The following is an 18,346-nucleotide window of genomic DNA, read 5'->3' as shown; positions in this document are numbered from 1 at the left end:
CGTGTTGGATCGCCGACGATCCCGCTTTGGGCGAGCTGAAACCGATGATTCCCCTCCCGGCGATCCGAAACCGACGCCGAGCTTTTTCACAGTCGGCGTCCGAGTGGAGGACATGCAGACTGGTATTCAGCTGTACACGTTGCGCGAACTCGACGCGTCGCTTCCCGATCAGCTTTCGGCCGTTGGCGAGACGTCGCTCGATGGCGTCGAGTTCGCAGGCGTCCCGAGCGCGGACGGCCTGCAGGCGGCGCTATCGGCGGCTGAACTCACTATGGCCGGGGCACACGTACAGGCCGAAGAGATCGAACGCGATCCCGGAGCGGTCGCCGACGCCTGCCGCGCGCTCGACTGCGCGACAGTCATCGTCCCGTATCTCGACGAATCACACTTCGTGGACCGCGAAGCGGTGACGGAGACGGCAGCGCGGCTCGACTCACTCGCCGACGCGCTCGACGAGCACGACTGCCGCCTGCTCTATCATAATCATGACCACGAGTTCGTCACGCCAGCCGACACGGACGCCATGGCAGCCTTCGACCTGCTCGTCGAGGAGACCGACGAATCGGTCGGCTTCGAACTGGATTTGGGCTGGGCCGAGGCCGCCGGTCGGGATCCCGTCGACCTGCTTGACCAGTACAGCGATCGGATCCCGCTCGTCCACCTCAAAGACGTCACCGCCGAGGGCGAGCCAACGGACCTCGGCGACGGCGTGCTCGATATTCCGGCCTGCGTCGACGCGGCACGCGACGCTGGCGTCGAGTGGTTGCTGTTCGAGCACGACCATCCCGAGGATCCACTCGCCTCGCTGGCGACCGCCGATGCCGTCTTGCAGGATCCGCATCAGGCGCGATAAGACAACAGATGTCGTAGTGTAAACTACAGAAATTGTAGTGTAACGGTTCATTCTCTGTAGTATTATACTTCGAAAATTGTAGTGAATCACTTCGAGATATGTAGTTAGCGAGCAAAGCGGCGATTACCACCATCTGTGGGCTGTACGAGGGCGTGACGACAGCTATTTGGGCCGCCGAACTCGTATATAAACTGTTCCATGGCGATCATCATGGGCACATCACACTCACGCCCCACACCGGGGCAGATCATCAATGGACGACACCACGAAATATCTCATTCACGCCGACGTCATCGCCAGCGGGGTGGTCGAACGCAGTGACGTCGTCGGTGCGATCTTCGGGCAGACCGAGGGACTGCTGGGCGACGAGCTCGATCTGCGAAGCTTACAGCAGTCCTCGAAAGTTGGTCGCATCGACGTCGAAATCGACTCCACGGGCGGCGAGACGCACGGAACTGTAACGATTGCGACCAGCCTCGACAAGGTCGAGACGGCGACGCTCGCAGCGGCACTGGAGACACTCACCCGGATCGGGCCCTGTCGCGCGGACCTCGAAGTGACGAACATCGAGGACGTCCGCGCGGCCAAACGCCGAGAGGTGATCGAGCGCGCCCAGGAGCTGTTCGTCGAGGCGTTCGACGAGACGACCGGCTCCAGCCAGCGCATCCTCGACGAGGTCCGCCAGCAGGTCCGGGTCGCCGATATTACCGAGCACGAGGGGTTGCCCGCCGGGCCACGCGTCGCGGATAGCGATGCGATCATCGTCGTTGAGGGACGCTCAGACGTCCTGACGCTGCTGCAGTACGGCGTCAAAAACGCCATCGCGGTCGAAGGAACCGACATTCCCGAGTCGGTCGCGGCGCTGTCGAACGAGCGCACGACGACCGTCTTTCTCGACGGCGACCGCGGTGGCGACCTGATACTCAAGGAGTTCAGTCAGGTCGGTGATATCGACTACGTCACGTTCGCGCCGGACGGCAAGTCCGTCGAGGACCTCTCCAGAGACGATGTGTTCGAGGCGCTCCGCGAGAAAGTACCCTACACCGTCGTCAAGGACGCCACTGCCCCGCGCACAGCCGTTGCGGCGACGGACGGGAGTGCCAGTCCGGCACCGACGAACGACGGGACGGACGGCGGCGAGAACCGGCCAGCGACTACAATCGATCCGGAACCCGATACCACAGCGGTAGAAAGCGACGACGCAGTTGCCAAATCGGCCGACAGTGACACGATGTCGGAGGCAGATGCCAACGCCGACGCGAGCGAGGAGCCAGTAGACGATGCGGCGGACGACGGTGCAACCCAGCCAGAGACGATCCAGGGCCACGCGAGCGCCGTCGCCGGAAACGCCCTCGTCCGACTACTCGACGACGAGTGCGACATTGTCGCCGAAGAGGCGGTCTCGGAGGCGTTCGAACTACTCGACAGGACAGAAGAGACGCCGACTGCACTCGTGCTCGACGGACCGCTCACCCAGCGACTGCTTGATCTGGCCGCCCAGCGAGGCGTCACTCAGACGGTGTCGGCGTCGCTCGGCGAGTTCACGAAACGCCCGACGAACGTCAGGCTGCGAACGATCGATCAGCTGGTCGACGATCCGGTGTAGCGCCAGCCGTCGATCTCTTCTCCCGCCTACACCGTCCGCGCGAGTATCAGTGCTGGCCCTCTCTCGTAGTACTCGGGATCGACGTCGACGACCCGGAAGCCAGCCGTTTCATACAGCTCTCGTGCTGCCTCGTTGTCAGGCGAGACCGCAAGCGAGAGCGTCGTTACACCGTCGGGGAGCCGTGCGACGGTCGCCCCGAGCAACGACGTCGCGCGCCCCTCACGGCGGGCGTCCGGCGCGACGACGAGTTCGGCCAGATACGCGTGCTCGTCCCCGGGCAGGGTGAGCGCGTAGCCGACCGGCGTGTCGCTGTCGTCCGCCGAGACGAGGAGGAGACCGTAGCCCGAAAGCGCACGCTCCAGCGTTTCCGGGGCAGGTTCGGGGAGCAGCGACTGGAGTGCGCGGAGGATCGGCGCGTCGCTCGGATCGGCGAAGCGGATCATACGAGAGCCAGTCCGATCGCCAGCCCGACGCCGACGAGACCGCCCGAAAGCGTCGCGAGGAAGTTGACGCTCTGGTTGGCGAGATACGTGCCTTCGAGCGTCGCGCCGACGAGGCTATCGACGGTCATCCCGGCGATGCCGGCGACGACAACGACAAGCGACCCGGTCGTCCCGACGCTGGCAAACAGCAGCCCGGTCAAGAGCCCGATCGTCCCTGCCCCGATACCCCCCGCGAGTTCGCCCTGCCAGGTTACCGCGCCGTCAGTACCGGGTTCGACGCGCTTGAACGTCGTAATGAGCCGCGGGTCGTCGAAGACGCTCCCGATCTCGCTGGAGAGGGTGTCGGCCAGCGCGGTCGAGAGCGAGCCCGCAAACGCAAACAGGAAGAAAAGCGGGGCGACATCGATCAGTCCCGCATCAGCGGCTGCGTAGCCGAACACGGACGCGAGCGCGACCGTGGCGTTGCCCAGAACGTTCGCGCTCCCGCGTGCGCCGTCATTGCCCTCGGCGACGCCGCGAGCCTGTTTCTCCTCGAAGCGGTACTTCGTCGAGAGTCCGCCGATGCCGAAGAAGGCGATCATCACGGCAAACCAGGCGTAGCCCCCGAGCACGATGGCGACAAAGGCGAGGAAGACACCGGTCAGCATCCCTTCGACCGAGGCCGTCTCCAGCGCGTAGGAGAGATAGCCGACCGCGACGGTAATGGCGAGAGCGATAGCGACATCCAGCGTACTCGTCGTGACAGTCACTTCCGAGAGCAACCAGAGAAGCAGCCCGATCGAGAGGATCACCGGTGGATCGTCCCGGCCGAGCAGCACCGTCCGGATCAGTGCACCGACCAGCGCGCCACAGGTCGCCATGACGACGATCTGTGAGGCGTGTGGCAGCGGACTCCCAGCGAGTAGCAGGGCGAGGTACTGGGCCGCAACACCCGCCAGTAGCCCCCCGACGACGAACCCGGCGGCGTCAGCAAAGGGGCCGTCGCCGTAGCTTCGGCCGATCTCGGCAGCGAGGTTCCCGTAGGCATACAGGACGATCGCTCCGGCGAACACCTGTACCGTGAGCCCGGTAAAACTCGTGAGGAAGCCGAGGACTACGGCGGCGACGGAGAAACCGACCAGACCCTTCAGGCGTTCATCGCGATGGTCGCCGGGGCGGGCGAACAGCTCGAAGACCGGCCCGTCCGTCACGAAGACGGCAGAGAGCGCGATCAGCGCGAAGAGCGCGGTCGCGACGCGTTCGTCGACTGGTGCGACGAGCGCGAGCGTCCCGACACCGGCAAACGCCCCTGCTCGTCGTACTGGCGAACTCACACTACTGCCTTCCTTTACCTGTCGCTTACATAAGAGTCCCGAACCGGTCCTGTTTCAACCCAGTGTGTTTACTTCGGAGCGGGCTGATCGATGACACGTGGGACTGTACGACCGATATCTCTCGGTTCGCGTCCGCCGTCACGAGGCCGCGCCCCCGGCACACGTCGCACTCGTCCTCGCGGAGCGCGACCTGCTGGAACGCGGTGCCTACGACACGCTCGAATCGTTTTTCGAGCTCGCCTTCGAGTACGGCACCGATCGCGTGACGGTCTACGTCAGCGTGCTCGACGAGGCGGTTGCCCCGACGCTCGAACGCGCACTGCAGGACGTCGATGCGCCGAAACCGATGGCGATCAGGGGGCCGACAGATCGGACCCGGGCGGACGCCCCAATTCAGGTGAGCATCGGTCTCGGCGGGAAACACGAGTTCACCGCGGCTGTGCGATCACTCGCGGGAGAGGTCGCGGACGGCGACCTCCAGCCGGGTGCAGTCACCGAGGAGGACGTCGAGGAGCGGCTGGTCTTCCCCGACGCCCCGGATCTGGTGGTCAAAACCGGAGCCGAGCGACTCTCGGATTTCATGATCTGGCAGTCGGTCTACTCGGAGCTGTACTTCACCGACGTCAACTGGCGGGACTTCCGGCAGCGCGATTATCTGCGAGCCGTTCGCGAGTACAAACAGCGCTCGCGCCGGTTCGGCCGATAGTTCGGGGGATCACAGGCGGCCGAACTGCGGATCGGAACCCAATCGTTTTTATACTCGTATGTACGATAGATAGATGCAATGGCGAAAGGTACGGTTGACTTCTTCAACGACACGGGCGGCTACGGATTCATCGAAAGTGACGACGCGGACGAAGACGTGTTCTTCCACATGGAAGACGTCGGCGGTCCTGACCTCGAGGAGGGGCAGGAAGTCGAATTCGAGATCGAAGAGGCCGAGAAAGGCCCACGAGCGACGAACCTCGTCCGCCTGTAAGACCCGAACGGTGCGACTCCGGGCGTCGCGTTGGGGTTACACTCAGGCGGTCCGCCCGTGCAGTACGTCTTCCCGTATTTTCAACATCCACCAGCCGACGGTATCTCGATCACGCCGACCGTGTCCCGTTGAGCCGATGGTATCCCGATCGCTCACCGCATCACGTGCGTGTGGAGCGATGGCGATACCGTGAGCGATATACGTTCAGTTCCGAAAGTATGGGTATGCCCGAGGTACTCGACGAGGATCTGCATCGACGCACCAAACAGCTACTCGAACCGGGCGAGATCCAGCTCAACGGCGCGGTCGTCCACACCGATCTGGGCTCCCCGGACGAGATCGACATGATGCAGGCGACACTGGACGTCGGCGACATTATCGCCGAGCATGCGGGACTGGACCCGAAAGACACCTACGTCTACTCGGGTAACGACGATCCCGACTTCTCCTCGAATCAGCATCAGGGGCTCACGCTTGATGACGAAGAGTTCGTCTGGGAGTGCCAGCAGTTGCTCCGCGAGGGTACCTTCGATATCGTCTTTTATTACGAGGCCAGCGCGGACCACGAGGCCATCCTCGCGGATATCGAGGACGCTGGCTTTGCAGTGAGCGGCGTCAAAGGCGAGTGAGCAGGCTAGTGGCTCCCGTACTGGACCGCACTCAGAACTGCAGGTGTGAGCTCGAACTCGGCCCGTCCTCCTCATCATCGTCGATACCGCCGGTTCCGAGGTAATCAACGTCGTCATCTGTCAGGTACACCTGTCCGTTCTCGACGGTCACATCGACCGACGGGAGTGTCGTGTCCGCGGCCTCCCCGTTGTCACAGGCACCCGAACAGGTGTCGAAGATCGAGCCGTGTTTCGGACAGACGATGCCGGACTCGCGGACGGCTGCACCGACCCCCTCGCGATGGAGACGCTGGTTCTCGTGCGTACAGCGGTTGCGCCACGCCTCGACACCCGACTCCTCGCAGGGGACGAGTATCACTTCCTCGCGCGCGCCGTGTGCATCCCGGACCCGGAACAGCCACGACCCCTCGTCTCGGACCGTCTCGACGCTCGTCAACCGGTATCGGCCACTCATAGCCGGTCGATGGAACCGGGCCCAATTAATTTCTCGGATGATCGATTACCCAGGTGGGAACCACGAGCCTGCTCGGTGCCGAGGGGCTTATGTCCGGTCGTTCCCGAGTGACGTGTATGAACACTGACGCCGCGGAGCTGGACGGTCTGGACCGGGCGATCGTCAACGCGTTTCAGGGCGGTTTTCCCGTCGTCCGCGAGCCGTTCGAACCGGCAGCGGCGACACTGTCTGACCACGGGATCGATATCTCTGCGGACGAGCTACTGACACGGATCCGGCAACTGGACGAGGACGGCACGCTGACCCGTTTTGGGGCGCTGATCAACGCCCAGGAGATCGGCGGTGCGGCGACGCTCGTCGCCATGCACGCCCCCGAGGAGCGGTTCGACGAGGTTGCTGAACAGGTCAACGCGTTCACGGAGGTCGCACACAACTACGAACGCGAGCACCCACACCTCAACATGTGGTTCGTTGTGAGCGTCGCTAATCCTGACCGGGTCGGGGAAGTGCTCGGAAAAATCGAAGATGCGACAGGTCAAGAGACGTACAACCTGCCCAAAAAACGCGAGTTCCGTGTCGAGGCGAAGTTCTATGTCGACGGGCCGATCGAGGGGGGTGCGGTCGACTGCTCTGCGCTCGGCCCGGACGTCACGCCGAGCGAGCGCGACACGCTCACTCCCACGGAACTCGATCTCGTTCTGGAGATCCAGGACGGCTTGCCGCTCTCTCCGACGCCCTACGAGGACGTCGCCGACGCGATCGGCGCGGAGGCCGAGTGGGTCGTCGAGACGATCAAGCGATTCAATGCCGAGGGGAAGATCCGCCGGATCGGCGTGATCCCAAACCACTACGCGCTGGGCTACACGGAAAACGGGATGACTGTCTGGAACGTCCCCGACGAGCTGGTCGACGAGGTCGGGCCGGAGATCGCCGGACTACCCTTCGTCACCCACTGCTATCGACGACCCCGTCACGAGGGGGTCTGGCCGTACAACTTCTTCGCGATGACCCACGGGCGCACCGAGGCCGAGAGCGAGCGCCGGATCGAGCAGGTTCGCGACCGGATGGCCGAGTACTGGGACGTCGACGAGGGCGACTGGGACTCGCTGTTCTCGACGCAGATTCTGAAAAAGACCGGCATCAGGCTGGACGAACGCGCAGAAGCGAACACCGCTTCGGGAGCGGAGTAACGCCCACACATGTACGGCACAACAGTCATGTCACAGCCCCCGAACCAATCGGATATCACAGCCGGCTCCGACGTATGATTCCACTACTGCACGATTTCACTGAGGAGACCGTTCTCGTTTTCGGCGGTGGAGCCGTCGGTGCGCGAAAGGCCCGCCGGTTCGCCAGAGAAGCCGAGGTGATCGTCGTCAGCCCCTCCTTCGACGGGGAGTTCGGCGACAGCGAACTGGTGCGTGACGCGCCGGACGCGGAGGCGATCCGCGAGTGGGTCGACCGGACGAATCCGGCGCTGGTCGTCGCGGCGACCGACGACGCGGCGATCAACGAGGCGGCAGAGCAGGCGGCCCGTGAAGTCGGTGCGCTGGTCAACCGGACGGATCGGAGCGATGCGACCGGGGCGGACCGACCGGTCGACGACGTGGTGGTGCCGGCGACGATCCGGGACGACCCAGTCGTCGTTTCCGTTTCGACCGGTGGGGCGAGTCCGGCAGTATCGAGATATCTTCGCCAGGAGATCGAATCGGATATCGAGGGAGCCGGTGCGATGGCCAAGTTGACGGGCGAGTTACGCGGCGAACTCCGGGAGCGGTCGCCCTCGCCGGGCGAGCGACGGGACGCCGTCAGAACCGTCGTCAATTCTTCCGACGTTTGGAAGGCTTTACGTACCCGAACATCCAAGGGTCGCCAAGTGGCCGAGGACGTGATTCAGGAGGAGCTCGGGGAGACCCACGGTGGTGAGCAATGATGCAAGCGACGGGCGTCGTCACTGGCATTAGCGTCTCGCACAGCAGTGCGTCTGTCGACGACGTGGCACGAGCGGGGGCAGACGACCAGCGCGCCGAAGTCGCCAATCTGATCGCCAAACCCTACGTGAGCGAGGCGTTCGCGCTCCACACCTGCAACCGCACCGAAGCGTTCGTCGTCACCGACGACGCCGCAGTCGGACGTGCAGCGTTCGAGACGTTCGCGCCGCACGTCGATGACGACTCTATCCGGTATCTGGACCACGAGGAGAGCCTCGAACACCTCATGCGGGTCGCCGCAGGGCTCGAATCACTCGTACTCGGCGAGGATCAGATCCTCGGGCAGGTCCGCACTGCCTACGAGGATGCACGCGGCGAGGACGGGATCGGTCCGATGCTCGAAGACGCCGTCACGAAGGCGATCCACGTCGGCGAGCGCGTTCGGACCGAGACCGAAATCAACGAAGGGATCGTCTCGCTGGGAAGCGCCGCCGCGACGGTCGCAGTAAACGACCTCGGTGTCGACGATCCAACAGCGCTCGTCATCGGGGCAGGCGAGATGGGGACGACCGCAGTCAAGGCGCTCGCGGACCGGGGGATCACCGATATGATCGTCGCCAACCGGACAGTGCCCCATGCGGAACATCTGGCGAACGAGGTTGACGCCGACGCGAGCGCCGTCCCGCTACAGGGCCTCGACACCGTCGCCCGACGGGCCGACCTCGTGGTCTCGACGACTGCCAGTGAGGAGCCGGTGATCAGCGCCGAGCCGTTCGAGCACGGGGGCAAGACTGTCGTGGTCGATCTCGCACAGCCGCGTGATGTCGACCCTTCGGTCGCCGATCTCGACGACGTGACGGTGTACGACCTCGACACGCTTACGTCGGTCACCGAACAGACCCGCCGACAGCGCCGGGCAGCGGCAGCAGAGGCAAAGCGCATCATCGACGCGGAGTTCGACCGCCTGCTCGACCAGTACAAACGAAAGCGCGCCGACGAGGTCATCGCGGCGATGTACGAGAGCGCGGATCGCGTGAAATCACAGGAGATCTCGACCGCAATCTCGCAACTGGAAGCCGAAACGGACGGCGAACTCACCGCAGGCGAACGCGAGGTTGTCGAGTCGATGGCCGACGCGCTCGTAAACAAACTGCTCGCGCCACCAACCAGAAGTCTGCGCGAAGCCGCGGGCGAGGACGACTGGACGACGATCAACACGGCGTTACAGCTGTTCGATCCCGAGTTCGACGGCGAGGCGTACCCGCCGTTCCCCGATGGTGTCGACCCCTCTGAGCTGCCCGATGCGCTGGCGGAAATCTCCCCTGGCGAACTCCCCGACGAGGTCCCGGATGAGATCGTCGAGAGCGTACTCTCGGACGATTGACTACTCATCTGGCGGTAGTTCGTTTTAACTGTATTCAGGTGCTAAGTCCCCTTCCTCAAGGAGCAACGCAGGGAGCGAAGCGACCGAGTAGCGCAGTAGGGAGGGGTACAGCGCCGCACGGTTCACAAACACGTTCACCACCCGGCCCACAGGCCCACCGCTCCCTTTATGTCTATCTAAAGTCTATACATCGATGATGGATAGGTTTGAAATCGAAGGCGAAGAAGTCCTCGACGGAACCGCAAAACCGTCGGGGAACAGTGCCCACGTCATCGTCCCCAAACGCTGGCGCGGAGCCGACGTGAAAGTCGTCCGCGTCTCCGAACCCGATCCAGACGAATAGCCCATGCACTACAACTACAAGTATCGACTCGACCCGCCGGAAGCCCTCACCGAGACGCTTCTGCACCACGTCGATGCTTGTAGACAACTCTACAACCACGTTCTCTACAAACTCAACAAGGCAGACGACATTCCAGCACGCTACAAGGTACAGGGCACACTCCCCGACCTCAAAAGGTGGTGGGACGACCTCGGAGACATTCACTCAAAAGTGTTGCAGATGGTCGTCAAGCGCGTCTACGACAACCTCTCCACGCTCAAGGCACAGAAGGAGAACGGACGTGCCGTGGGGATGCTCAAGTGGAAACCGCCTCGGGAATATCGGTCGCTCACCTACAACCAGTCCGGCTTCGAACTCAAGAATACGAGTGGTCGGCCTGTCCTGTGGTTGAGCAAAATCGGTGAGATACCCATCAATCTCCACCGAGGCATTCCCGAAAACGCGATCATCAAACAGGTCACGGTCAAGCAAGAACCCACGGGCGAGTGGTTCGCCACGTTCGGGATCGACGTGGAAGAGGACACACCCGAGAAGCCGGAGAATCCAGGGCGAGTCGTCGGAATTGACGTTGGTATCCTGAAGTACGCACACGATACGGACGGAACCGCTGTTGAGTCGCCGGACTTCTCCGCTGAACGCGAGCGGTTGGAACGCGCCCAACGCGATCTCTCGCGGAAGGAACACGGCTCGAACAACTGGGAGGAACAACGCAAGACGGTCGCCCGACGACACGCCGACCTGAAACGCAAGCGTCAAGATTTCCTCCATAAGTTATCTAACTACTACGCCCGAGAATACGACCTTGTGGCCGTTGAGGACCTGGACGCGAAGGGGTTGATCGAACTCCCCGGCAACTCTCGGAATCGAGCCGGAGCCTCGTGAGGAACGTTCCTCCGAATGCTCGAATACAAGTGCGAACGCGAAGGAACGCACTTCGTCGCCGTAGACCCCCGAGGGACGACCAAAGAATGCGCGTCGTGCGGAACGGAGACGGACAAGCCGCTGTGGGTGCGTGAGCATTCGTGTCCGTCGTGTGGGCTCGAAGCGGACAGAGACGCGAATGCGTCGTGGAACATCCTCTCTCGCGGTCTCGAAGATGTAGGAGTGGGACACTCCGAATCAACGCCTGTGGAGACTGCGCTTCCTGTGGACACCGATTCGGTGTCTGCAAAGCGCGTCATGGAAACAGGAAGCCCCACCGTTAAGGAGCGAACCGCATCAGCGGTGAGCGAGTAGGGTGGGGTAGTTCACTACATACTAGCAGATAGCTATGAAGCTGTCTGATTTATTAGATTGGAGACCTGTCTATAGTGACACAAGTACGGTTACAGCAGAAGATACCAATCGCCGTCATCTTGAACCGTCACAAGTGGTACTTCTTCATCCTCATCGTCATCGTCCCCCTGTAGAGACACCAGAACCCAAGCGTAATCGTCTGCACCCAATTCATCGAGTTCCTCCTCAGCGTCTTGGTCCAGTCTCTCTACCCGATCCTGAATTTCTTCTTCGGTTGCTTCATCCCCTGAGTCGCCGAATTGTTCCATCTCCCATTCAACCCGCTCTCTCGTTGAAACCTGATCTATGTCGTTAACGGTGAAATCATCTTCATTCTCAAGGTCTCCTTCTTCAACTGGGTATATACTGGATTCGGGATGTAATACCTCATTTGCGGCTTCGATATCACCGGACTGTCCGGCAGTGAGATATTGCTCAACCGCATCTTCCGGGCCACTGTCTCCTCCAATAACTGGTACACTACTGCTACTACACCCTGCAATTGCAACTGCGCCTGTACTGGCAACTCCTGACAAAAATCCACGTCTGCTTACCATAGAAGTGTCTTTGATTCTATCTATAAAAAATTATTGATTAGAAGTAGTGCAAGATACGGTTGTTCTACCATGCACACCAGTTAGAATATACCTGTTTCTTCACAGTATAATCGAGGCAGATACCACGGGGCTTGATCCCGAGGCAATTGACCAGACAATGTACTACGACAGGGGTTCTATGACTCTCTCTGAGGGCACCTTTTATTTTCTCGTAGGTTAATGAGCGTTATATGGCTGACCTGCTATCCGACGACGAGATCAGCGAGCAACTCCCTGACGAGTGGGAACGAGACGGCGACGAGATCGTCCGTGTCTACGAGTTCGACGAGTATCTCCGTGGTGTCGCCTTCGCTCAGATGGTTGGTGAGATCTCGGAAGCAGAGTTTCACCACCCGACGATCGAGATCCGCTACAAGAAAGTCGAGATCCGCTTTACCAGCCACGAGGAAGGCGGGATCACGGATCAGGACATCCACATGGCGGAGCTGATCGAGTCAGAACACAGCTGACCGTGGACGCCCGCTACGTCTTCGCCGTGGAGTTCCGGATCCCGACACCGTCTGCGGAGCTACGGCTCGATCCGGCAACCTTCGAGACGAAACTCTATCGCGCGGCCAACCCGCCGGGCGAGGACGGCTGGCTGTTCTTCCGGGACAACCTCTGGCGCGGCGCTGTCGGCGACGAGGAACACATGTGCAAAATTGCCTCGGAGAAACTCGGCGTCGACGTCGAGTCGGTCGAGTACCGCGCATTCGAGACCGACGACGCCTATCTGGACGAACTGAAAACCGAGATTGCGAGGGATCTCGATCAGTTCAACGCCGACAGCGTCAGCGAGGTGCTGTCGAAATACTTCAAGGGATCGCTGGAAGTCCGGTGACTGACCCGGTGCCGAAGGGAGCACATACTGGACCCTAGAGAGGTGTTTAGGGGCGGCAGCAGGAGAATACTTATTCAGCTCCCACGCATACGTAAGTGTCCCGATGGTGCCCGACTACGACTTCTGGCTGCTCGATCTCGACGGTACGCTCGTCGATGTCGAACCCGCCTACGTCTACGACGTGCTCGACGAGGTAGGACGGCGGCTCGGTCAGGAGTTTACGACTCGGCAGGCCGAGCTGCTCTGGCACGGCTACGGCGGGCAGCGCGACCAGCTGCTGCGACAGCTGGATATCGACCCCCAGCGGTTCTGGGCTACCTTCCACGAGGTCGAGGACCCAACCACCCGCGCCGAGTCGACGTTCCTGTACGAGGACGCCGAATTCGTCGGCGACCTCGACCGGCCGACCGGCCTCGTCACGCACTGCCAGAACTACCTGACCGGTCCGGTATTGGACCACCACGATATCGCCGACTGGTTCGACACGGTGATCTGCTGTACGGACGACCTGGGGTGGAAGCCCGACCCAGCACCGGTAGAGCGTGCCATGACCGACCTCGGCGTCGCGCACAACGGCCACACCGGGGCGCTCGTCGGCGACAGCGCGGAGGACATCGGTGCAGCCCGAAACGCCGGACTCGACGGGATCCACGTCCAGCGATACGACCCGAACGAGCGCGGCTTCGTCGTGTGGGGTGACCGGCGGATCCGTTCGTTCGAGGAGCTTGGCCCGGTTCCCTACTGATATCCTGCAAGGTCGTCCAGCACGTCGTCGGCGTGTGCGAGCACGTCACGTAGCTCCGCCAGCCCCTCTTTGTCCGTCCGACCCGGGTTCGCCAGCACGCGAACCGTCTCGGTTCCCAGAGAGACGAATCCCAGATCGAGCCTCGCAGCCGTCGCCCGCAGGCCAAGCCCGGCGTCAGCCTGCCCCGCAGCGACCCTCCGCGCTGGACTCTCATGGGCGCGAGCTGCTAGCTCGAAGCCCTCGATCGATTCGACGAGTTCGTGACGTGTCGTCCCGCGCTCGTCCGCGAGATCAGCAACGGCTTCGCCGAGGGTCGTCCGCAGGCCCGAGTCAGTCGTCCGGTTGATCAGCCGCAGGTCGCGGTCGACGAGGTCTCCGAGCCCCTCGATTCCCTCGGGGTTACCCGTGGGGACGACCAGGCCCCACTCGCGCTCCCAGGCGGCGAGTTGCTCGCTCTCGACGTCCGGGCCCGGCGAGCCGCTGATCACCGCGATGTCCGGGACGCCATCGCGGAGCCGCCGAAGCCCCTGTCGGGTTCCGACGGAGCGGTATCGCGGGTTCGAGAGGCGATCCAGCAGTCGGGAGAGTGCAGGGTCGTCCTCGCCGACGCCGAAGACGGTCGGCGGCCGGACATCCGGCGAGAACAGCGTGACAGTGACCGGCTCGCCCGCCGCGAGGTAATCGGTCGTCGCCTCGATCGTGACGAGCCCGTCGGCGTCTGCGAGGCTCGTGGTCGCGCCGCTGCCCTTGTCGACCGGGTAGACGAGCCGGTCGCCATCGGCGTTCTCGACCAGCCCGACCGGCATGAGTCGGCGCCGTCCCTGCTCGTGGCGGACCTCTGTGGCCATCTCGCCGGTTAGCGTCGCGGAGTCTGGTTCCTGAAGCCCTGCAGCCTCCCGGATCAGCGGCGCGACGAAGACCCGGAACGTCATCATCGCGGAGACCGGGTAGCCCGGCAGTCCGACGTACGCGCCGCCCGGAAGTTCGCCGACCAGCATCGGCTTGCCCGGTTTGATGCCGACGCCGTGGAGCAGCAGTTCGCCACGGTCCTCGATCACGCGATAGATCACGTCGACCGCGCTGGCGCTGGTCGACCCCGAGGAGAGGACGAGATCGCACTCCTCGCCCGCCTCGATCAGGAGCCGCTCCATCTCGTCGTAGTCGTCGCCAGCGTGGGGATAGAGCACGGGTTCGCCACCCGCCTCCTCGACCGCAGTCGCGATGGTATAACTGTTGACGTCGTAGATCTGTCCGGCGTCGCTGTCGAGGGGTTCGCCCGGCCGGACGAGTTCGTCGCCAGTCGATACGATGCCGACTGTCGGTTTTCCACGGACCGGCACCTCGTCGACGCCGAGCGCCGACAGCAGGCCGATTTCGCGGGCGGTCAGGCGGGTTCCGGGGCCGAGCGCGCGCTCGCCCGCGGCAACATCCGCACCCGCGAGCATGACGTTGTCGCCCGGCGCGACCGCGGTCCGGACCAGCACGGTTCGCTGATCATCCACGCGCTCCTCGTCGGTTTGCTCAACCGGCACCATCGCGTCAGCACCCGGCGGCATCACCGCGCCGGTCGAGATCTCGACTGCCTCGCCCTCGCCGAGTTCGGCGGTCGGCTCCACACCGGCGTGGACCTCGCCGATCACGTCGAGGCGGGCGGGATCGACCTCGTCCGCGCCGAACGTGTCACTCGCGCGGAGCGCGTAGCCGTCGAGACTGGCGCGATCGAACCCCGGCACGTCGATGTCGGCGTCGACGCGCTCGGCGAGCACCCGCCCGCGGGCGTCGGCCAGCGGGACGCCTTCGGTAGCCGGATCGAGGTCGAGGTCCGCGACGATCTCGTGGGCGACGTCCGGATCGGTCAGTTCGCGGAACTCGCGACGCTCGCTCATGCCGACCACTCCCAGCGCTGGACCTCAACGGTTTCTCCCTCCGGGATCCCCTCGCGGGCCTCGGGCACGACGACCCAGCCGTCCGCGAGCGCCACGCTGGAGAGGACGCCCGATCCCTTCGCGCGGGTCGGTTCCGCGACCAGCTCTTTGCCCTCCTGCTCGGTCCGGACGCGGGCGAACGTCCTGGTGCCGGGCTCGCTGGCGATCTTGCGGGTCAACCGGGCCTGCTGTGTGGGATGTGGCGGCGGCGAGCGTCCCTGCACCCAGTGCATCGCGGGGCGCAGGAACTGCACGGCGTTGACGATACATGCGACCGGGTAGCCAGGCAGCATGAGCACGGGCGTCTCCTCGACAACGCCGAGCGCCACCGGGTGGCCGGGCTTGAGGCCGACGCCGTGGACCAGCACCTCCCCCAGGTCGTCGACGACCTCCGGGATGAGATCCCGTTCGCCCACCGAGGAGCCGCCAGTGGTCACTACGATATCCTTTGTCAGGTCGCGCTGAATCGCGGCTCGCAGGCTCTCGGGGTCGTCGGTGACGACGTTGCGGTACTCCGCGCGCCCGCCCCACCGCGAGACCAGCCGTGAGACCGTCAGCCCGTTGGTCTCGATGATCTCTCCGGGGTCGGGGTCGTGCTGGACGAGTTCCTCGCCGGTCGGGATCACCCCCACCGTCGGCTGATCGTACACCTCGACCTCGTCGACGGCGAGGGATTTCAGCAGGCCGAGATCCGAGGGTCGCAGTCGGTGACCCGGCTCGTACAGCGCCTGTCCAGCCTCGACGTCCTCGCCGATCGGCGCGACGTTTTCCCCTCTGGCGACCGCGTCGAAGACTTCCAGCTCGGCACCGATCTCGTCGACGTCCTCGATCATCACCACGGCGTCACAGCTCTCGGGGACCTCACTACCGGTGTGCACGCGAACGGCCTCGCCCGGCGCGGGATCGGCCTCTCTCTCTGTAACGCGCAGGAGCTCCGGCGAGCGCTCGCTCGCCCCGAAGGTATCCGCGGCGCGCACGGCGTAGCCGTCCATCGCCGCCCGGCGGTAGTGTGGGACGTTTCGGTTTGCGTTTACCGACTCCGCAAGGACGCGCTCGTCGGCCCGCGTGAGCGGGAGCTCCATCGTCCCGACGCACCGGGTCGTCGCCTCGCGCAGTCGCTCTCTGGCCTCCTCGACCGGGGTCCGGCGTTTGAAGCCCGACTGTTTGCGGTCGGGCTCGGTATCGCTCATACAGGTGAGTATCGCCCGACGGGCAAAAAACCGCGCGTGCGGACCGGTCCTGTAGTCCACGCCCGCCATTTCCTGAACAGTATCTCAGTCGTAATAAATAAGGCACGCTCAGTACAAAGGAATCTTATGGAGGGGCTGCTGGCAGCGATAGTGATCGGGCTGTTCTTTGGGGTGATGGGCCTGCTCTTTCTCTACCCCGCAGTCGGCTCCTTCCGCAACTTTCGGACCTTTTCGCGGGCCGGAACAAAAACGATCGACGAGATATCGTACGATTCCGGTGAGACGGCGATCATCGACGGTGAACTGCGGGTGCGTACCCCGGTGACGTTGCCGGTCGATGACGACGGGAGCGATGTGGGCGCGTATGCGTGGGAACTGCATGGTCGCAGCGAGTCAGGACCACGGCGTCGACGGAACGGTCGCAAAAAGAATCAACGGCAGGTCACGGATTACGGGCTGGAGTATGGGGACGTGGTCATCGATACGGGGAGCGACGAAATTATGGTCGATTTCGAGTGGCTGAAACGACGCCACGACAAACAGGCAGCGCCTCCCGATTCAGGCTCCGGGTGGGGGCCAAGCAAGTCGAGTCCGTTCGGTTCGTCAACGCTGCTGCTGGAAGGTCGGTCCCATCGTACATCGGTCACCGATCCGGCGGAGTTGCCCCGCCAGCTCGCCGACTTTCTCGGGTCGAGACCGACGTCGGACACCGACGCGGAAGCGAAGCGGTTCGAGACGCGGCACGTCCACGATGGGGATGCAGTCACGGCGTACGGAGCCGTGGACGTCCGTCAGGGAGCGCCACTCATTACGGCGAGTGACGACGACCGGTTGGTGTTCAGTGATCAGTCGGCGACGAGGCTCCCGCGATCCAGCCTCAAACGGTTTCTTCGGTTCTTCTCGATAGCAGTGCTGTTGTTCGGTGTCGCCGGGGCGCTGTTCTCGCTGCCACTGCTCGGTGTGGTGTGAGTGTCCACGTTCCCGGACTGGCACCTTCGAGCGGGCGACACCCGATAGAACTTTTTCGGATCGACGAGACACCCCACCAATGCCTGGGACCGTTCCGATTCCGGTACTCCTGTTCGTTGGCGTGTTTATGCTCATCGGCGTCGGCGCGGTATTCGTCGGTGCCCGGGCGCTTCGCCGTGCCGTGTTGTTCTGGCGAAGCGAGCCCGTCGACGTCATGGAGGTCGCACACGGCACTGGCCGAACCGAACTCGAAGCGAGTGCAGTCCCGGCCGACGAGACGCTTACAGCACCGTTCACCGGAACCGAGTGTCTGGCCTACGAGTACAAAGTCCAGCGGTACCGCTCGAGCGATAACGGCTCGAACTGGCGAACGATGCACTCCGACGACGAACGCGTCCAGTTTCTCGTCGAGGACGAGACGGGGTCGGTAGTGATCGAGAGCGAGGACGCCGACCTCTCGCTTACTTCTGGCGATCGGATCACCGTCGGCCGTGACGAGACTGCCGAGGGACGGATCGCGGAGTTCCTCGAGACGATCGACGATGTCGACCCCGGGGAGGGAGCCAGTTCGGATATCGGGCCGATCACCGTCTCGACGGGGGACAAGCGCCGCTATGTCGAGCGGCGGATCGATGTGGGTGATACAGTCCACGTGTACGGGCAGATCAACGACCGGCCGTTCGAGGGACCGACCGGAACGGTCAACGCCGCGATCGGCGACGGGCCGGAGACGCCGTTGTTTCACGTGGCGGACGCCTCGGCGTCGAACTCGATACAACGACAGTTCGCAGCGGGGGTCGCGGCAACGGTGTTCGGTCTCATGTTTATGCTGGTCCCGGGGATAGTTCTCGCATCCGAACTCCTGTGAAC

Annotated in this window: 20 protein-coding genes and 1 pseudogene; 15 read left to right on the top strand and 6 right to left on the bottom strand. The window is 63.3% G+C overall.

What is annotated here, in order from left to right:
• Positions 1-112 precede the first annotated feature (112 nt).
• Positions 113-853 carry a sugar phosphate isomerase/epimerase family protein gene (locus tag AArcSt11_RS03840; RefSeq protein ID WP_250594785.1) on the top strand — a complete coding sequence of 247 codons (741 nt, stop codon included), beginning with the start codon at positions 113-115 and terminating at the stop codon, positions 851-853.
• A 253-nt stretch (positions 854-1,106) separates the two neighbouring features.
• Positions 1,107-2,459, top strand: coding sequence for a DNA primase DnaG (dnaG, locus tag AArcSt11_RS03835; RefSeq protein WP_250594783.1), 1,353 nt, complete (start codon positions 1,107-1,109; stop codon positions 2,457-2,459).
• 26 nt (positions 2,460-2,485) lie between these two features.
• Here the strand turns inward: dnaG and AArcSt11_RS03830 are convergent, their stop codons facing one another.
• On the bottom strand, positions 2,486-2,902 hold the full coding sequence (locus tag AArcSt11_RS03830; RefSeq protein ID WP_250594781.1) for a GNAT family N-acetyltransferase: 417 nt from the start codon (positions 2,900-2,902) through the stop codon (positions 2,486-2,488).
• Positions 2,899-4,215 (bottom strand): DUF92 domain-containing protein, encoded by a 1,317-nt coding sequence (locus AArcSt11_RS03825; protein WP_250594779.1) that lies wholly within the window; start codon positions 4,213-4,215, stop codon positions 2,899-2,901. The genes AArcSt11_RS03830 and AArcSt11_RS03825 overlap by 4 nt, the downstream gene beginning before the upstream one ends.
• Before the next feature lie 97 nt (positions 4,216-4,312).
• On the opposite strand from AArcSt11_RS03825, the gene AArcSt11_RS03820 reads away from it, so the two are divergent.
• The 3 genes from AArcSt11_RS03820 (at position 4,313) to AArcSt11_RS03810 (ending at position 5,823) form a co-directional block, all read left to right on the top strand.
• Positions 4,313-4,921, top strand: a complete 609-nt coding sequence (locus AArcSt11_RS03820; protein ID WP_250594777.1) for an undecaprenyl diphosphate synthase family protein — start codon at positions 4,313-4,315, stop codon at positions 4,919-4,921.
• 78 nt (positions 4,922-4,999) lie between these two features.
• Entirely contained in the window at positions 5,000-5,194 is a 195-nt protein-coding gene (locus AArcSt11_RS03815; protein ID WP_250594775.1) for a cold-shock protein, read from the top strand.
• A 224-nt stretch (positions 5,195-5,418) separates the two neighbouring features.
• Positions 5,419-5,823, top strand: a complete 405-nt coding sequence (locus tag AArcSt11_RS03810; RefSeq protein ID WP_250594772.1) for a DUF5778 family protein — start codon at positions 5,419-5,421, stop codon at positions 5,821-5,823.
• 31 nt (positions 5,824-5,854) lie between these two features.
• On the opposite strand, the gene AArcSt11_RS03805 is transcribed toward AArcSt11_RS03810, so the two are convergent.
• On the bottom strand, positions 5,855-6,277 hold the full coding sequence (locus tag AArcSt11_RS03805; protein WP_250594770.1) for a Rieske (2Fe-2S) protein: 423 nt from the start codon (positions 6,275-6,277) through the stop codon (positions 5,855-5,857).
• 116 nt (positions 6,278-6,393) lie between these two features.
• On the opposite strand from AArcSt11_RS03805, the gene ahbB reads away from it, so the two are divergent.
• The 5 genes and pseudogenes from ahbB to AArcSt11_RS03780 all read left to right on the top strand — a co-directional run bounded on the left by ahbB (position 6,394) and on the right by AArcSt11_RS03780 (position 11,171).
• Positions 6,394-7,467 (top strand): siroheme decarboxylase subunit beta, encoded by a 1,074-nt coding sequence (gene ahbB / locus AArcSt11_RS03800; RefSeq protein WP_250594768.1) that lies wholly within the window; start codon positions 6,394-6,396, stop codon positions 7,465-7,467.
• Positions 7,468-7,541: 74 nt separating this feature from the next.
• Positions 7,542-8,210: a precorrin-2 dehydrogenase/sirohydrochlorin ferrochelatase family protein gene (locus tag AArcSt11_RS03795; protein WP_250594766.1), complete on the top strand. Its 669-nt coding sequence runs from the start codon at positions 7,542-7,544 to the stop codon at positions 8,208-8,210.
• Positions 8,210-9,592 carry a glutamyl-tRNA reductase gene (gene hemA / locus AArcSt11_RS03790; RefSeq protein ID WP_353617687.1) on the top strand — a complete coding sequence of 461 codons (1,383 nt, stop codon included), beginning with the start codon at positions 8,210-8,212 and terminating at the stop codon, positions 9,590-9,592. Before AArcSt11_RS03795 ends, hemA begins: the two co-directional genes overlap by 1 nt.
• A 196-nt stretch (positions 9,593-9,788) precedes the next feature.
• Positions 9,789-9,935 (top strand): DUF2080 family transposase-associated protein, encoded by a 147-nt coding sequence (locus AArcSt11_RS03785; protein WP_158059631.1) that lies wholly within the window; start codon positions 9,789-9,791, stop codon positions 9,933-9,935.
• A gap of 3 nt (positions 9,936-9,938) precedes the next feature.
• Positions 9,939-11,171, top strand: a pseudogene (locus AArcSt11_RS03780) (RNA-guided endonuclease InsQ/TnpB family protein).
• 89 nt (positions 11,172-11,260) lie between these two features.
• On the opposite strand, the gene AArcSt11_RS03775 reads toward AArcSt11_RS03780, so the two are convergent.
• Positions 11,261-11,767, bottom strand: a complete 507-nt coding sequence (locus tag AArcSt11_RS03775; protein WP_250594762.1) for a twin-arginine translocation signal domain-containing protein — start codon at positions 11,765-11,767, stop codon at positions 11,261-11,263.
• 230 nt (positions 11,768-11,997) lie between these two features.
• Between AArcSt11_RS03775 and AArcSt11_RS03770 the strand changes: the two genes are divergently transcribed.
• From AArcSt11_RS03770 to AArcSt11_RS03760, 3 genes are all read left to right on the top strand, one after another.
• Positions 11,998-12,276, top strand: a complete 279-nt coding sequence (locus AArcSt11_RS03770; RefSeq protein ID WP_250594760.1) for a 4a-hydroxytetrahydrobiopterin dehydratase — start codon at positions 11,998-12,000, stop codon at positions 12,274-12,276.
• A gap of 2 nt (positions 12,277-12,278) precedes the next feature.
• The gene (lwrS, locus tag AArcSt11_RS03765) at positions 12,279-12,647 is read left to right on the top strand and encodes an LWR-salt protein (RefSeq protein ID WP_250594758.1); all 369 of its coding nucleotides are present in this window, start codon (positions 12,279-12,281) and stop codon (positions 12,645-12,647) included.
• A gap of 103 nt (positions 12,648-12,750) precedes the next feature.
• Positions 12,751-13,392, top strand: a complete 642-nt coding sequence (locus tag AArcSt11_RS03760) for an HAD family hydrolase (protein WP_250594756.1) — start codon at positions 12,751-12,753, stop codon at positions 13,390-13,392.
• Here the strand turns inward: AArcSt11_RS03760 and AArcSt11_RS03755 are convergent.
• Both AArcSt11_RS03755 and AArcSt11_RS03750 read right to left on the bottom strand, forming a co-directional pair.
• On the bottom strand, positions 13,386-15,278 hold the full coding sequence (locus AArcSt11_RS03755) for a molybdopterin biosynthesis protein (RefSeq protein ID WP_250594754.1): 1,893 nt from the start codon (positions 15,276-15,278) through the stop codon (positions 13,386-13,388). The two genes, AArcSt11_RS03760 and AArcSt11_RS03755, sit on opposite strands and share 7 nt — an antisense overlap.
• Complete coding sequence (locus AArcSt11_RS03750) at positions 15,275-16,507, bottom strand: molybdopterin molybdotransferase MoeA (protein WP_250594752.1); 1,233 nt, start codon at positions 16,505-16,507, stop codon at positions 15,275-15,277. Before AArcSt11_RS03750 ends, AArcSt11_RS03755 begins: the two co-directional genes overlap by 4 nt.
• Before the next feature lie 126 nt (positions 16,508-16,633).
• On the opposite strand from AArcSt11_RS03750, the gene AArcSt11_RS03745 reads away from it, so the two are divergent.
• The gene (locus AArcSt11_RS03745; protein WP_250594750.1) at positions 16,634-17,476 is read left to right on the top strand and encodes a hypothetical protein; all 843 of its coding nucleotides are present in this window, start codon (positions 16,634-16,636) and stop codon (positions 17,474-17,476) included.
• Positions 17,477-17,555: 79 nt separating this feature from the next.
• Entirely contained in the window at positions 17,556-18,344 is a 789-nt protein-coding gene (locus AArcSt11_RS03740; protein ID WP_250594748.1) for a hypothetical protein, read from the top strand.
• Positions 18,345-18,346 lie beyond the last annotated feature (2 nt).

The sequence above is a fragment of the Natranaeroarchaeum aerophilus genome (genome assembly GCF_023638055.1).
GTDB classification, from domain to species: domain Archaea; phylum Halobacteriota; class Halobacteria; order Halobacteriales; family Natronoarchaeaceae; genus Natranaeroarchaeum; species Natranaeroarchaeum aerophilum.
This window is presented reverse-complemented; position numbering and strand designations above follow the sequence as displayed.

Excerpts from the sequence above, each read along its gene's own strand:
- AArcSt11_RS03760 (WP_250594756.1), top strand. The coding sequence starts at position 12,751 with ATGGTGCCCGACTACGACTTCTGGCTGCTCGATCTCGACGGTACGCTC.
- AArcSt11_RS03785 (WP_158059631.1), top strand. The coding sequence starts at position 9,789 with ATGGATAGGTTTGAAATCGAAGGCGAAGAAGTCCTCGACGGAACCGCA.
- AArcSt11_RS03740 (WP_250594748.1), top strand. The coding sequence starts at position 17,556 with ATGCCTGGGACCGTTCCGATTCCGGTACTCCTGTTCGTTGGCGTGTTT.
- AArcSt11_RS03770 (WP_250594760.1), top strand. The coding sequence starts at position 11,998 with ATGGCTGACCTGCTATCCGACGACGAGATCAGCGAGCAACTCCCTGAC.
- hemA (WP_353617687.1), top strand. The coding sequence starts at position 8,210 with ATGCAAGCGACGGGCGTCGTCACTGGCATTAGCGTCTCGCACAGCAGT.
- AArcSt11_RS03755 (WP_250594754.1), bottom strand. The coding sequence starts at position 15,278 with ATGAGCGAGCGTCGCGAGTTCCGCGAACTGACCGATCCGGACGTCGCC.
- AArcSt11_RS03795 (WP_250594766.1), top strand. The coding sequence starts at position 7,542 with ATGATTCCACTACTGCACGATTTCACTGAGGAGACCGTTCTCGTTTTC.
- AArcSt11_RS03815 (WP_250594775.1), top strand. The coding sequence starts at position 5,000 with ATGGCGAAAGGTACGGTTGACTTCTTCAACGACACGGGCGGCTACGGA.
- AArcSt11_RS03810 (WP_250594772.1), top strand. The coding sequence starts at position 5,419 with ATGCCCGAGGTACTCGACGAGGATCTGCATCGACGCACCAAACAGCTA.
- AArcSt11_RS03830 (WP_250594781.1), bottom strand. The coding sequence starts at position 2,902 with ATGATCCGCTTCGCCGATCCGAGCGACGCGCCGATCCTCCGCGCACTC.
- AArcSt11_RS03745 (WP_250594750.1), top strand. The coding sequence starts at position 16,634 with ATGGAGGGGCTGCTGGCAGCGATAGTGATCGGGCTGTTCTTTGGGGTG.
- AArcSt11_RS03805 (WP_250594770.1), bottom strand. The coding sequence starts at position 6,277 with ATGAGTGGCCGATACCGGTTGACGAGCGTCGAGACGGTCCGAGACGAG.
- dnaG (WP_250594783.1), top strand. The coding sequence starts at position 1,107 with ATGGACGACACCACGAAATATCTCATTCACGCCGACGTCATCGCCAGC.
- ahbB (WP_250594768.1), top strand. The coding sequence starts at position 6,394 with ATGAACACTGACGCCGCGGAGCTGGACGGTCTGGACCGGGCGATCGTC.
- AArcSt11_RS03750 (WP_250594752.1), bottom strand. The coding sequence starts at position 16,507 with ATGAGCGATACCGAGCCCGACCGCAAACAGTCGGGCTTCAAACGCCGG.
- AArcSt11_RS03840 (WP_250594785.1), top strand. The coding sequence starts at position 113 with ATGCAGACTGGTATTCAGCTGTACACGTTGCGCGAACTCGACGCGTCG.
- AArcSt11_RS03775 (WP_250594762.1), bottom strand. The coding sequence starts at position 11,767 with ATGGTAAGCAGACGTGGATTTTTGTCAGGAGTTGCCAGTACAGGCGCA.